Here is a 13,863-nt window from a genome sequence, read left to right as displayed (position 1 = left end):
GCTGGCTTAAGGGGCGGGTGAAAGTACCCGCCCCTATTCCTCTGTTTTTATCACAAATTGGACGGAAGAGACGGATGTATTTTTTTTAGATGCGAAGGAAACCGGTTTATAGTCTGATTTATCGTATTCCAAAAATAGCTTTTGAATTTCTTCATCCACTTCATTTGGCAAATCTTTTGTAGCATGGTGGAGGGCCATTGCGCCTTTTTGTAATTTCTGAGAACCTTCCAATACGTTGTTCTTTCCTTTCGCAAATTGCCTCATTCCTAGATGAATATTTTCGTATTCCTTCGTTAAATTGTGGATATTTGCTACATACCCTTTGACTCCGATTTGGAAGGATTTGAACGTATCTGTTAAAGATTGAAGGGCTTCTTGTAATTGTTTCGTTTTGTCTTTTGTTGGCATGGATTGTACCAAATGATTTAGTTCATCGGCGATCTGTTGCAATTGGAACTGCATTCCTTGTAAGAAAGCGATAAGGTTGTCTAAACTGTCAGATAACATTTGAAATGATGGTTGGCTCGTAAAGTAGGCTTCTTTTACGGATACGGAAGCATGGTAGTTTTCGATCAGCTGATGGATAATGGAGGGGTCGGCATTACTTGCATATAATTTTTGAATATCCGCATCCGAAATTTGTGTATCCGGTAAGGAACGAAGGGCTGTATCGAGCGATTGGTAAGCTTGATCGTACCCCTCTTTAACATTTGCTAATTCATCCATTGTTGACGTTAAACCTTCTTCTATGTTCACAATTGCTTGATGTAGTAATTGGATGTTTTCGTATTTTTGTTCATTTGAAGGAAATGAAGTGGAATTTAATGTCTCCAACGCGGAAAGAATGGAATCTCCCCCATCGACCAACTGTTGGGAACCTTCATCCAGCCTTTCCATCCCACTTTGATATTGGCTAGAACCTTCCGTTAAGTTGGTGAATCCATCCAAAAATTGCCCGAGACTTTGATGAAAGGAAGCAATCCCGTTATAAAGATCGAACGTTGCGTTGGAAAGGGACGTAAATTCTTGTTTCATATGGGATGAATCGGGTTTGTCGATCGCTATAGAGGAAGGAAGGGCAGTTATTTCAATCTGTCCCATTTGAAACTTTTCCACATCGGCTGTAATTGTCAATTGTTTTTCATTTCCAGGCATCACCGTAAAACGAACTTGTTTGTTCTCTCCGACATTTGCGATAATCCCTTCATCGGCTTTAAGATTTTTAAATTTTCCCGAATGAAAGGCTATGGATATTTGTAGCATGTAATTTTCAAAAAAACCTTCCATGGCATTATCATTTTTCCGGATAGTGATTTCCATTTTAAATGACCCATCTTTTCCTAATAATTCTTTCGGTGATCCATTCTCACCATTCAATTGATAGGTGAAATCGAAGTCCCAAGGCAAGGGCAAATGATCTACAGTCCCTTTGTAATAAAAAAGATCTTCACTTGCTGAAAAGGTAATTTCGTCTCCATTTTGTTCCATCTTTTGTAAGTCTGTTAAATTTTCAAGTTGAGTATACGGTCCATAATCAATAATTATTCCAGGACGATCGATGACGAATCGATTGACTATATACATCCCAGTTTGATCCCCTTTTTCATTTAGGGTGACGTAGACTACTTCCTCTTTTTCTGAAAAACGACCGAATTGTTCGTCTTCCTTCGCCTTTGATGATGTGTTGTTGTTTGCTGAGGCAAAAAGGCTTGGAATGATAAAAATACTAATAAATACAATGGTAAATATACGTTTCATCCCATCCTCACGACTCCTTATAAAATGTTGTTTTGAGCGTTGTTTTTTCGATTATGCGATCAAAAAGAATTAAAAATGTGGGTAAAACAAAGACGACCATTGTAAAGGATAGTAATGCCCCCCGACCGATGAGTAAACCAACTGAAGATACAATCGGATTTGAAGAAGTTAGCCTTAAAATAAATCCGACGGTGGATAAAATCGAAGTCGAGATAAAAATGGCCATGATTTTCTCGTTAATGGTGCGAATGGCTGCCCGTTTTGCAGACATTTTAATCCTTAGTTTTTTATACGTTTCCGTAAATAATATTCCGTAATCGACTGTGGCGGCAAGTTGTATCGTATTGATTAATAAATAACCGAGATACACAAATGACGTATTCATTAAATATGGAATGGCCAAATTGAACCAAACGGCTGATTGAATCGTTATAAGTAGGATGACCGGAATGGAAATCGAGCGGAATGTGAGTAGTAAAACAATCCCAATGGTAACAACCGTTAAAACATTAACGACTCGATTATCCCTTTCCACCGTATGTTTGATGTCATATAAAGATGCACTTTCGCCAAGCATGTACCAGTCGTCATAAAAGGTATTGATCGTTTTTTTTAAATCGTCTAAAAAAGAAAAGGTTTCCTTTCCTTCCACATCAGTATTCGTTTGGATTATCATTCGAGTGAAATGATCGGAATAATAATGCTTGAAGATGTTTTCATCAATGAAATCGGCAGGTATGACTGGGCTGACCGTTTGTACAAATGCATCCACATCGGTTACATACGGAAACGCTTCTATTTTTTGGACGAGTTCTTCTTCCTTTACGATATTTCCCTTTGCTACCAATAATACAATAGGTGTTTGCTTTCCGAAGATTTTTTCCATTTCCATTTGGTCTCTTCCAGCCCGTGTATATTCTGGTTGATCATTGATTCCATATAAAAATGTCGTCTTACTTTGAGCTAAAAAAGCGGGGATTATAAGAATCAAAAGGAAAATGGATAGGGGTTTCCCGAATGTTAATACCTTTTTTCCTAATTTATGAAAATCAGGTATGAACGTACGATGCTTCGTTCGGTCAATCCATCGGTAAAATGTTAAAGTGAAAGCCGGTAAAAAGAAGATGACACTGATAAAACTGAAGAAAATGCCCTTGACAAGATTCAGACCGAGATCGGCCCCTATTTTAAAATCCATAAAGGTTAAGGCGAAAAAACCGAAAAACGTCGTTGATGCACTTGCTATAATGGCCGGGAAGGAATCCTTCATCGCTAGCTTCATCGCTTTTTCCGGATCGGATTCGTCCCTTCGATATTTGGAAAAACTGTGTAATAAAAAAATCGCATAATCGAGGGATACCGCCAATTGTAAAATAGGAGCAACAGATTGGGTAATAAATGAAATTTCTCCGGTAAATACATTTGTCCCGAGATTAATTAAGATCGATATGCCAATAGCGGTTAAAAAAAATAATGGTTCGATCCAAGAGTTGGTTGATAAAAGCAAAATCAAGATGATTATGGGGATGATTAGTGCTGTAGCAAACATCGTCTCTTGAAAGGCCATTTTTTGTGACAGAGCCGTATTTACCGCTTCACCTACTATCGCATTTTCCTCACCAATTAAGTCGTAAATTTCATCTAAAATTTTCGCTTCCTTTCCTTGTTCCATTCGTAAAGAGATGAGAGCATTTCGATCCCGATAGTAGGATTGGACGATATTTTGATCGGCCATTTCAATAGGGATTTTAATATCCATAACATCATCTAGCCAAATCACCTGCGAAACTCCGTCAATCCCTTCCAACTGTCTTTTATAATGAATTGCTTCAACCAATGAAACATCTTGAATCATAACCTTTGCATTCGGTACAGGATCTTTAAACTGCTCTTCAGCGATGTCCATGGCAATGGTCGAGGGTGAATCATCCGGTAAATAATCCACGAGGTTATAGTTTACGTTTACTGTCGATTGGGCAATTAAACCAATGATGGCGAGAAGAAAAAAGATTGTGACAATTCCTCTTCTATATTTAAGGACAAATTTTGATATGTCGATCCTCCTCACTCCCCTCTTGCCATTTATTCCTTTATCTTTTAATATTATATGAACACAGTGTTGGAAAAACAACATACAGTTTTATAATTTCTGTCGGTATTCCAACAAATAATCAATATTTGTTGAATTGTCACAAATTTGCCAAACATTGGACGGAAGGGGGAATGTCCGTTGGTAAAAAAAATAGATCGACGAAAACGATATACACGTTACGCATTAAAGCAAAGTTTAATGACATTATTGGAAAACAAACCGATTTCAAACATAACAGTGAAGGAAATTTGCATGCTTGCAGACATTAACCGTTCAACCTTTTACGCCCATTTTTCCGATCAATATGACCTTTTGGCGAAAATTGAAGAGGAAATAATTAAGGATCTCCATTCTTATTTGGAACGTTTTAAGTTGGAAGAAGACAAAATGACAGTAAAATTATTAGAATATATTGAGGATAATCAAAAAACCTTTCAAATTTTGTTAAATAAAAATAGGGAATCCGGGTTTGAAACGAAATTAAAATCCGTCGCAAAACAGTTTATGATGAACCATTGGCTAGATGGAGTTGATCATCAGTTAGAATCGAAGTATTTGAGTACTTTTGTGATTAGTGGTGCGATTCATGTAATTAAAGATTGGTTATTAAATGGAATGGATGTGTCGAAAGATGATATGGCGATGATGATTAATCGTTTTATTAAAAACGGTTTATCGTATTTGGATGATTTGTAAAAGTGAAAAGAGAGAGTCGTTTCGTTTTCTAAGGGGTTTATTTTTCTGATGGAAAGATGGGCCAAATTGTATTTTTATCACAAATCTTCGAAGTAGAGGAATGGGAAAGAGAATAATGAGGGGAGGGAGTGGGGGAATGCTTGCCATTTTCCCGCGAAGGAAGTGCAACGAGAGGCTGGCGTAATATATGCAGTATTGGCATATTGTTTATGGGGATTTTTACCGATTTATTGGAAATTAATTGATCACGTATCTTCGGATGAAATATTGACCCATCGAATTATTTGGTCTTTTGTTTTCAGTATACTCCTTCTTGTAGTAATAAATGGCCGGCACCAAATTATGGATACTATTCGTTCGCTAAGAAAAGATTTAAAACAAGTGGTCATCATTTTTACCGCTTCTATGATCATTACAACGAATTGGTTTGTATATATTTGGGCGGTTAACGCTGGACATGTCACCGATGCTAGTCTCGGTTATTATATGAATCCGTTAGTTAGCGTCCTTTTTGGAGTTATTTTTTTTAAGGAGCGATTAAACCGTACCCAAAGCTTGTCTTTTTTGTTGGCAAGCATAGGTGTGATCATTTTAACCGTATCCCACGGTTCCTTTCCGTTAATTGCTTTTGGCTTGGCGATCACCTTTGGCTTTTACGGTTTATTAAAAAAACTTGTCCAAATGGATGCTTTAACGGGACTTGCGATTGAGACGTTTTTTGTCGTACCTGTTGCGTTCGGTTACTTTTTATATTTGCAATTGACAGGAAGATCCGCCTTTTTATCTGGATCCTTATTCACTGATATTGTATTAATTGGTGCGGGATTAGCGACCCTTTTACCGTTATTATTTTTCGCGAAAGGCGTGCAGCGAATTCCACTATACTACGTCGGAATTTTACAATATATCGCACCGACCCTTATGCTCCTATTAGGGGTATTTTTATATCACGAAAGCTTTTCAACCGTACAGTTTGCATCTTTTTCCTTTATTTGGTTGGCGCTCATTATATTTACATACCCAAATATCAAAGCACTTTATAAGAAAAGGCAGAAGGGAGAGGCTTCCATGTAGAGGGAAGTCCTTTGATAAATGAATTTTTCATTCAAATGAAACCATCCCCCTTTTTTTTCGTAAAATTGTATGGGAAACGGCTATTAAGCTAGAATCCTTTGAAAGGGGGATGGGCGTTTTACGAAATGTAAACGTATAAACATCCGATTGATTTCGTCGTAGGAAAAATTATAAAAACGTTCTTTGTACTTTATGCCAAAAGGAATTGTCCTTCAGTTTAACCGTTTTGATCCGTCGGTCTGAAAGTTGAATGGTTAATTTTTGTACATGGCTAATTCCGAGGGCTTCGTTGTCCATAGCAAGTAAAGGGAAATCGTTCCCATCTTGTACAACTTTCAATGTTAATTTTCGGTCACCACTTAAAATGAAGGAGGAATCCAACGTACGGTAGTGATTGTTGTTCAGTGAAGCAATTTCACTAACTTGGAAACAAGGAATCAGTGGGTCGACAACTGCGCCCCGAACGGATTTATTGTATCCGGTACTTCCTGTAGGCGTAGAAATAATCATTCCGTCACCCCGGAATGTTTCAAAAAGATAATCGTCCACATAAACATCGATGACGAAGGTTTTAACGATGGAAGAACGAATCGTACATTCATTTAAACAATAAAAGGGTGGATGTTCCCCATTTACAGTCACTTGAATGATCGGATATTTGCGAACTTCTATTCGTTCAGTAGTTGCCGCTTCAACCATTTTATCCAGTTCATCAATGTGGAAGTCGCAATAAAAACTCGGAAGATTATCTGTGGAGATTCCAACATATAAACAATCATTTCGAAATCCTGTTTTTCTTACTGCTTGAAGAAAGGTTCCATCGTTGCCAACGCTGACGATGATATTAGCATCTTTATGATTTTCACCGATCGTAAAGTCATGTTGAATTGCGAGTTTTTTTAAGTTTTCCAATTTCTTTTCTAATCGTTTTTCATGTTGCACAAAAAAATAAAGCTGTCTTCTTCGGTTCATACACCCATCTCCTTTCTGATCTAAAGGGGTTTGATCGATTGATGCAACATCGTTCATACGTTTAAAATTAGTTTATCATGTTATGAATGAATTATAAAATGCTTGGGGGGATTTTTTTGAACGCAAAACGTTGGATTGCATTAGGGATTGCTGTACTAATGTTTTTCATCTCGGTGGTCACATCGGTGACGACTTTTTTCACGATCGGTGATGGACGAAAAGCGTTAGAAGAATGGCTTTCAGCGGATGAGGAATTTTCAGAAGAAGTGATAGAAGAAGGGGATCTCACCAAAAAAATCGTAGTTTTGGAAGTTAATGGAACGATTCAGGATGGGGGAAGCTCTCTCCTTACTTATGTCGACTACAATCATCAATTGTTTTTAGAACAGTTGAAGACGGCAAAGGAAGATTCAACGGTTAAAGGTATTGTATTACGTGTCAATACCCCCGGTGGTGGAGTAGTCGAAAGTGCAGAAATTCATGACCGGTTAACTGAAATCTTGGAAGATACGGAAAAACCGATTTATGTTTCGATGGGTACAATGGCCGCATCTGGTGGCTATTATATTTCGGCTCCAGCGACGAAAATATTTGCAAGCAAAGAAACAATTACAGGCTCCATCGGTGTAATCATGCAATCATATAACATGACTGAATTGGCTGATAAACTTGGGGTTGACACGATCACGATTAAAAGTGGGCAGTATAAAGATATTTTGAATCCGACTCGGGAAATGACGGAGGAAGAAAAGAAAATATTACAGGAAATGATCGATAACACGTATGAGGAATTTGTCAAAGTAATAGCGGACGGAAGAAATATGTCGGAAGAAGAAGTGAAAAAAATCGCTGACGGACGCATTTATGACGGAAGACAAGCGAAGGAACTAAATCTAATCGATGAGTTCGGGTTTTTAGATGATACGATTGAAGCGATGAAGAACGATTACAATTTAAAAAATGCTCAAGTCGTTCGTTATGTGGCTAACGACCTCGGAATCGGATCGATTTTAGGACTTACTATGAATAAAATGCTCGGGAACAATCCGGAGTTAACAATTGTCAATCAATTATTGAATCATCATCATTCGCCGCGACTCATGTATTTGTATTCTGAATAGGGGGTGTTCGAATGGATGAAGTATTTGATAAGGAAAATGGGAAGATAGAACAAAGCGTAAATATTGAAAAACAATCGATAAATAGCACGAATACTCCGTTGCACAATCTGTTGAATGATGAAAAGGATCAATTCGCCTATGCAGGTTTTTGGATCCGATTTTGGGCTTTTCTTGTGGATGTAATTATGGTTTGGGGATTGAAGCAAATTTTTGTCATGCCCTTTACTTATTTATTCGATTGGAGTACGGAGGATTTCCTTTCACCTTATACGTTTCTTTCTGCTGTTGTTTTTTACTTATATTTTGTGTTGCTTACGAAATACTTCGGACAAACCCTTGGAAAAATGATTTTTGGATTGAAGGTGATTCCGTTAACAGAAGAAAAATTTTCATGGAAAACGGTTCTATTCCGCGAATGGATTGGACGATATATTTCAACGAGTTTTATGTTTTTGTATTTTCTCGTTGCTTTTCTTCCAAAAAAACAAGGGTTGCACGATTTTTTTTCCGATACAGCTGTCATCCATGAAAATTACAGGGTCAGATAAAGGTCTGACCCTGTTTAATTTTATTTTTTTATGTCGATAATGGCAGCTGAAAGGTTGTGGAAAAAATGCTTTTCATGATCGGAATCCTTTTCTTTCTTTTTTTTCTTCTATTTTTCTGCGATATTCGCTTGCATGTTAGTTATTCGTATATAGACGATGATAATCGCCTCCATATAAACATTTCAACTTGTTTTGGCCTCCTTCATTTTAAGAAAAGCTTTCCTTCGAGTCCATCACAAAAACCGAAAAAGAGAACGATCGATCGAACGATTAAAGGAAGAAAACAGGAAGTAAAAACGTTCGGTGACATGGATTATATTTTTCACCAAATTCTCCAATTTCTTCAAATTGGCAAAAGCATTTTAAAATATATGCGTGTCCATCAATTGGAATGGCGTTCCGCAATCGGAATGGAAGATGCTGCTCAAACAGGGGTTTTCATCGGATTAGGATGGACGGTAAAGGGAAACATTATCGGTATGATCAGCCGTTACACCCGTTTAAAAATGAAACCGAAAGTACATATTCAACCGATATTCAATCAAAATATTTTTGAAACGTTTTTACGATGTATTGTTCGCATACGTCTCGGGTATGCTATTTTAGCAGGAATCCAAATCCTTCGTTATTGGAAAAGGGAGATCCGTAACATTCATCCGGAAAACGAAGTGAAAAAAGGAGGATAAATCATGTCTGAACATCCAATACAGGGATTAATGATGACAGCGATGGAAAATTTAAAGGAAATGATTGACGTGAATACGATCATCGGCGATCCAATCGAGACAGCGGACGGAAGTGTCATATTAGCGGTGTCAAAGGTAAGTTTCGGATTTGCAGCGGGCGGTTCCCAATTTTTCGTTGAAGGGGCTTCGAGTCAATCCGAAAATGGTGAACTACCTTTTGGTGGCGGAAGCGGTGGAGGAGTATCCATTAAGCCGATTGCCTTTTTAATTGTAAATAGTCAAGGAGTGAAAATGCTTCACATGGATGAGGGAACCCACCTATATGAAAAACTTTTTGATTTAGTACCGAATATGGTGGAAAAAATTCAGCAAATGATGTCAGACAATGCTCAAAAGAAAGGAAAGCAAAGTGAGAACAAGAATGATTCACAGGGAAAAAGTGATCAAAAGGAAGATGCGCCAATATAAAATTTAATTTTTGGCTGATGCCGATGCAATGGGAGCATCGGTTTATTTTCGATTTCTTTTATTTCTAATATAAATATCGTGTAAATATTTGCTTTTTTCTCCATTTTTCATTTATGATAGAACAAAACAAAGAATAGAGGTGGTTTTTTAATGAAACAAGTAACCTTTAAAGGAAAGCCGGTTACATTAGTAGGAAATACGGTTCAAGTAGGAGATCAAGCACCCGATTTTAAGGTCCTTGCTAATGACTTAACGGAAGTAACGTTAAACGATTCCAAAGGGCATGTCCGATTAATCAGCGTCGTTCCTTCCATCGATACGGGGGTATGTGCGGAACAAACGAGACGGTTTAATGAAGAAGCAGCCCAACTGCCAGGGGTTAAAGTGTTAACGATCAGCGTCGATTTACCTTTTGCTCAAGCCCGCTGGTGTGGAGCTGCAGGAATCGACAATGTACAAATGTTATCGGATCATCGGGATCTGTCTTTCGGGAATGCGTACGGTGTTCACATAAAGGAATTACGTTTACTTTCCAGAAGTATTTTTGTCATCGACTCATCCGATCGGGTGACTTATGTGGAATATGTTGATGAAGTGACGAACCATCCGAATTATGAAGCGGCCATTGAAGCGGCAAAACGGGCAAAATAGACGGATAATCGTTCATTGGATCCCTCGGATGATACGAGTGAATATGTATTTCTTGTTTCCTTAAAGAAAACATATTAAAATAAACAATTAGTGAAAAGAGGAAAAGAATGGGGGATCCCAACATGGAAGTCACAACTGTTGAACGTCTGTTTCAAACATTGGATGAAACTGCAAGCTTATTGGAAAAGGAATTGGATTGTACATATTTAGATGCACTTATTGAAACAGGAGAAAATGTTTTTCAAAATAAAGTGCTTCAACCGGACGTAAGTGAAATGACGGTAAAAAGGCTTGAAAAAGCATATGATGAAATAAATCGCATGTCTTATACGCGGGAGGATATTCGAAAGGCATTTCAACTTGCTTGTTTAAAAGGAATGCGAAAAAATGTTCAACCGCATCATCAAATGACACCAGATACGATCGGCTTTCTTCTTAGTTATTTGATTGGGAAATTTTTAAACGAAAAACGAACATTTACAATTTTAGATATCGCTGTCGGAACGGGAAATTTGTTAACGACGATTTTGAATCAGCTTCCGAATTCATCTTTAAAGGCTTATGGAGTTGAATTGGATGAATTATTGATAAAGATTGCTTATGTGAATGCCAATTTACAAGAGCATTCCATCCAACTTTACAATCAAGATAGCCTTAAACCATTACTGATTGATCCGGTAGATTTGGTTGTTAGCGACTTACCTGTTGGATATTATCCAAACAAATTTTTATCTGAACCATTTGAATTGACGTCTAGTCATGACCATTCGTTCATCCATTATTTAATGATTGAACAAGGGATGAAATATACGAAACCAGGAGGTTATTTATTTTTTATTATTCCGAACAATTTATTTGAAGGAAGTGAGTCGAAACAACTCCATACGTTCATAAAAAAACATTTACATATACAAGCATTGTTTCAATTACCTTCGACGATGTTTAAAGATGGGCGGCTAGGAAAAAGTATTCTTATTTTGCAAAAGAATGGAGAAGGGGTCAAACCGCCGAAAGAAGTTTTATTGGCCAATCTCCCTTCGTTAAAGGATAAAGATGCGGTAGAATCGATTATGGTAAAAATCAATCGCTGGTTTATGGAAAATAAAAGGGAAGCTTAACGGGTAAAGTCCCTTTGCTGTGAAATATGATTCATAGGTTGGACATAAAGCTCTTATTGGAACATGAACGGGCTGTCAAATCCATTGACAGCCCGTTTTTTAATGATACAAAGGTCTATTGTTGTTTTATCTTTCATGTATTGCAAGCGATGACTGAAATAGATGAAAAATAAAAAGAAGAGAAACTATTTTTCTTCTTTTGAAATAGTAAAAAGTAATTATTTTGTTAGAAATATCACAATATAATTACTTCTTTGTGATAACGTTAACAAATTGTTACAACCATTGAAAAAATAAATAACCAATGTTTTAATGTGAAATTGAAGAGCATTTTTTGTTTTCACCTAAGAAATGAAATAGAAAATATATAAGCTGTCCAAAATAAAATTACGATTTGTAATGAGGAGAGAATGAAATGAGAAAAATTATGGCCATTAATTCCGGCAGCTCGTCGTTAAAGTTTCAATTATTTGAGATGCCAGAAGAAAAAGTAATTACAAAGGGTTTAGTCGAACGAATCGGTTTAGAAAACGGAATCTTTACTATTACATTTAATGGGAATAAACATGTAATCAATCAGGAAATTCCAAACCATGAAGTAGCGGTTCAAATTTTATTGGATCAATTGATTTCCCTTGGTGTAATTCGTTCTTATGACGAAATTGAAGGGGTCGGACATCGAATCGTGCATGGTGGAGAATATTTCAATGATTCCGCCCTAATTACGGATGATGTTTTACAAAAAATTGAAGATTTAGCAGAATTAGCACCTCTTCATAATCATGCCCACGTAATTGGAATTCGAGCCTTTCGACGAATTTTACCGGACGTTCCTGAAGTTGCCGTTTTCGATACCGCTTTCCATCAAACGATGCCCGAAAGTTCTTATCTATATAGCCTTCCGTATGAATATTATGAAAAATTTGGTATTCGGAAATACGGTTTTCATGGGACCTCCCATAAATACGTATCCCACCGGGCAGCGGAGTTATTAGAACGACCGATTTCCCAACTAAGATTGATTTCTTGTCACTTAGGAAACGGTGCAAGTATTGCTGCGGTGGAAGGTGGTAAGTCGATCGATACGTCCATGGGATTTACCCCGCTTGCAGGAGTAACGATGGGGACTCGCTCTGGAAATATCGATCCCGCATTAATCCCGTATATTATGGAAAAAACAGGAAAAGATGCTAGTGAAGTCGTACAAATTTTGAACAAAAAAAGTGGACTTTTAGCGATTTCCGGATTTTCAAGTGATTTAAGGGATATTGAAACGGAAGCGAATGAAGGGAATGAAAGAGCCCAATTAGCCCTCGAGGTTTTTGCAAATCGGATCCATAAATATATCGGTTCTTATGCTGCTAGAATGAACGGCGTTGATGCGATTATTTTTACCGCTGGAATTGGAGAAAATAGTCCGATCGTTCGGGAAAAAGTGCTTCACGGTTTGGAATTTATGGGTGTCTATTGGGATAAAGAAGTCAATCGGAATACCCGGGGAACAGAAGCATTTATTAATTATCCGTTCTCACCGGTCAAAGTGGTCGTAATTCCGACAAATGAAGAAGTGATGATCGCCCGGGATGTTATGCGAATTGCAAAAATCGATGAATAAATCCTCTTAATTTACTCGATTTATCCTTCCTTAAGTTTACCATTAAACAAGGAAGGCTTTTTCTTTTAGACATTTCCGATTTTCACCTTTCTATCGTATGGTATACTTTTCATAAAGGATTTTTGAAGGAGATAGGGGGGTTGGAAAATGCTGTCGAAACAAGAAGAGGAATTATCAAGAAGACTGAAGCAGTGGATTGAAAATTTATCCGAGGAGACGAACGATTTATCCAATACATATGATGAATGGGTTCATAGGGCGTTCCAAATATTACCTGAGGACACGCGTTCACTCATTTTTCGACGCATGGATCAATGGTTATTTTCCATCCAGCTTACTTTACAACAAGTGGAAAATTTTGATCATCGAATTGAACGAATAATTCAAGAAGCAAAACTATTTAATGAGTCTATCCGTCAGTTAGAAGACTTGAAAACATTATCGATTGCTCAATTAAATTATTTAGCCGATCGGCAAATTTCTGCCCATCGTTTATATTCTTTATTGCAAGGAACGATGGCAAGTTCAGGTAGTACGTTATTACTTAGTACGGACATACCAGCATTACTTATCATCAATTTACGTACTGTACAATTTATTGCCGCTTCCTATGGTTATAATCCAAAAAATCCATATGAACTGATGTTGGCGTTAAAAGTATTTCGTTGGGCAACTTTACCGAAACGATTCCAACGAGCAGAATGGGAGGAATTAATTAGAGAATTAGACGATACGGATCAACCATATTTTTATGAAGGTTTGGAAGATATTACGGATGAAAAATGGATGAATACGTTATTATTACAGCTAATGAAAGGGTTAGTGATTCGGCTTTTCCAAAAGAAAAAACATCAAAATATTCCGGTGATTAGTATGGCCATCGGAGCGGGAATGAATTATCGGATTACAAAAAATGTCTCCGACTATGCGAAACGGTTTTATCAATATCGGTGGATAATGGAAAAGGAAATGAAATAAGGAATCTGTAATGATAAAATATCGAAAAAAGTGTGCCCAAATAAAACATGTTTCGGCTATATATGTAAAAAGGGGAATCATATTCG

At 37.2% G+C, this 13,863-nt stretch carries 13 protein-coding genes; 10 read left to right on the top strand and 3 right to left on the bottom strand.

Going from position 1 to position 13,863, the window contains the following annotated elements:
- Positions 1–33: 33 nt before the first annotated feature.
- A complete protein-coding gene (locus tag OE105_RS08670) occupies positions 34–1,758 on the bottom strand; it encodes a hypothetical protein (protein ID WP_275419808.1) in 1,725 nt (574 codons plus the stop codon).
- A 7-nt stretch (positions 1,759–1,765) separates the two neighbouring features.
- Positions 1,766–3,664, bottom strand: a complete 1,899-nt coding sequence (locus OE105_RS08665) for an efflux RND transporter permease subunit (protein ID WP_275422145.1) — start codon at positions 3,662–3,664, stop codon at positions 1,766–1,768.
- Positions 3,665–3,988: 324 nt separating this feature from the next.
- On the opposite strand from OE105_RS08665, the gene OE105_RS08660 reads away from it, so the two are divergent.
- Positions 3,989–4,546, top strand: a complete 558-nt coding sequence (locus tag OE105_RS08660) for a TetR/AcrR family transcriptional regulator (protein WP_275419807.1) — start codon at positions 3,989–3,991, stop codon at positions 4,544–4,546.
- Positions 4,547–4,708: 162 nt separating this feature from the next.
- The gene (gene rarD, locus OE105_RS08655; RefSeq protein ID WP_275419806.1) at positions 4,709–5,620 is read left to right on the top strand and encodes an EamA family transporter RarD; all 912 of its coding nucleotides are present in this window, start codon (positions 4,709–4,711) and stop codon (positions 5,618–5,620) included.
- A 168-nt stretch (positions 5,621–5,788) separates the two neighbouring features.
- Here the strand turns inward: rarD and OE105_RS08650 are convergent, their stop codons facing one another.
- Positions 5,789–6,592: an NAD kinase gene (locus tag OE105_RS08650; protein WP_275419805.1), complete on the bottom strand. Its 804-nt coding sequence runs from the start codon at positions 6,590–6,592 to the stop codon at positions 5,789–5,791.
- Between the two features lie 116 nt (positions 6,593–6,708).
- Here OE105_RS08650 and sppA point away from each other — a divergent pair, with 116 nt between their 5' ends.
- From sppA to OE105_RS08610, 8 genes are all read left to right on the top strand, one after another.
- A complete protein-coding gene (gene sppA / locus OE105_RS08645; RefSeq protein WP_275419804.1) occupies positions 6,709–7,713 on the top strand; it encodes a signal peptide peptidase SppA in 1,005 nt (334 codons plus the stop codon).
- 11 nt (positions 7,714–7,724) lie between these two features.
- Positions 7,725–8,261 carry an RDD family protein gene (locus OE105_RS08640; RefSeq protein WP_275419803.1) on the top strand — a complete coding sequence of 179 codons (537 nt, stop codon included), beginning with the start codon at positions 7,725–7,727 and terminating at the stop codon, positions 8,259–8,261.
- 65 nt (positions 8,262–8,326) lie between these two features.
- Positions 8,327–8,947: a DUF2953 domain-containing protein gene (locus OE105_RS08635; RefSeq protein ID WP_275419802.1), complete on the top strand. Its 621-nt coding sequence runs from the start codon at positions 8,327–8,329 to the stop codon at positions 8,945–8,947.
- Between the two features lie 3 nt (positions 8,948–8,950).
- Complete coding sequence (ytfJ, locus tag OE105_RS08630) at positions 8,951–9,415, top strand: GerW family sporulation protein (RefSeq protein WP_275419801.1); 465 nt, start codon at positions 8,951–8,953, stop codon at positions 9,413–9,415.
- Between the two features lie 150 nt (positions 9,416–9,565).
- Positions 9,566–10,066: a thiol peroxidase gene (gene tpx / locus OE105_RS08625; protein ID WP_275419800.1), complete on the top strand. Its 501-nt coding sequence runs from the start codon at positions 9,566–9,568 to the stop codon at positions 10,064–10,066.
- 122 nt (positions 10,067–10,188) lie between these two features.
- Positions 10,189–11,184: a class I SAM-dependent methyltransferase gene (locus tag OE105_RS08620; protein WP_275419798.1), complete on the top strand. Its 996-nt coding sequence runs from the start codon at positions 10,189–10,191 to the stop codon at positions 11,182–11,184.
- Positions 11,185–11,599: 415 nt separating this feature from the next.
- Positions 11,600–12,799 carry an acetate kinase gene (locus OE105_RS08615; protein ID WP_275419797.1) on the top strand — a complete coding sequence of 400 codons (1,200 nt, stop codon included), beginning with the start codon at positions 11,600–11,602 and terminating at the stop codon, positions 12,797–12,799.
- 147 nt (positions 12,800–12,946) lie between these two features.
- Positions 12,947–13,777 (top strand): EcsC family protein, encoded by an 831-nt coding sequence (locus OE105_RS08610; protein WP_275419796.1) that lies wholly within the window; start codon positions 12,947–12,949, stop codon positions 13,775–13,777.
- The last annotated feature ends 86 nt before the right edge of the window (positions 13,778–13,863 follow it).

Origin of the sequence: Fervidibacillus halotolerans, from assembly GCF_026547205.1 — a bacterium.
Taxonomy (GTDB): domain Bacteria; phylum Bacillota; class Bacilli; order Bacillales; family Caldibacillaceae; genus Fervidibacillus; species Fervidibacillus halotolerans.
Note: the sequence above shows the minus strand (reverse complement) of the source record. Positions and strands in the feature narration are given on the sequence as shown.

Excerpts from the sequence above, each read along its gene's own strand:
- OE105_RS08670 (WP_275419808.1), bottom strand. The coding sequence starts at position 1,758 with ATGAAACGTATATTTACCATTGTATTTATTAGTATTTTTATCATTCCA.
- OE105_RS08665 (WP_275422145.1), bottom strand. The coding sequence starts at position 3,664 with ATGGACATCGCTGAAGAGCAGTTTAAAGATCCTGTACCGAATGCAAAG.
- OE105_RS08650 (WP_275419805.1), bottom strand. The coding sequence starts at position 6,592 with ATGAACCGAAGAAGACAGCTTTATTTTTTTGTGCAACATGAAAAACGA.
- OE105_RS08640 (WP_275419803.1), top strand. The coding sequence starts at position 7,725 with ATGGATGAAGTATTTGATAAGGAAAATGGGAAGATAGAACAAAGCGTA.
- OE105_RS08635 (WP_275419802.1), top strand. The coding sequence starts at position 8,327 with ATGCTTTTCATGATCGGAATCCTTTTCTTTCTTTTTTTTCTTCTATTT.
- ytfJ (WP_275419801.1), top strand. The coding sequence starts at position 8,951 with ATGTCTGAACATCCAATACAGGGATTAATGATGACAGCGATGGAAAAT.
- tpx (WP_275419800.1), top strand. The coding sequence starts at position 9,566 with ATGAAACAAGTAACCTTTAAAGGAAAGCCGGTTACATTAGTAGGAAAT.
- OE105_RS08620 (WP_275419798.1), top strand. The coding sequence starts at position 10,189 with ATGGAAGTCACAACTGTTGAACGTCTGTTTCAAACATTGGATGAAACT.
- OE105_RS08615 (WP_275419797.1), top strand. The coding sequence starts at position 11,600 with ATGAGAAAAATTATGGCCATTAATTCCGGCAGCTCGTCGTTAAAGTTT.
- OE105_RS08610 (WP_275419796.1), top strand. The coding sequence starts at position 12,947 with ATGCTGTCGAAACAAGAAGAGGAATTATCAAGAAGACTGAAGCAGTGG.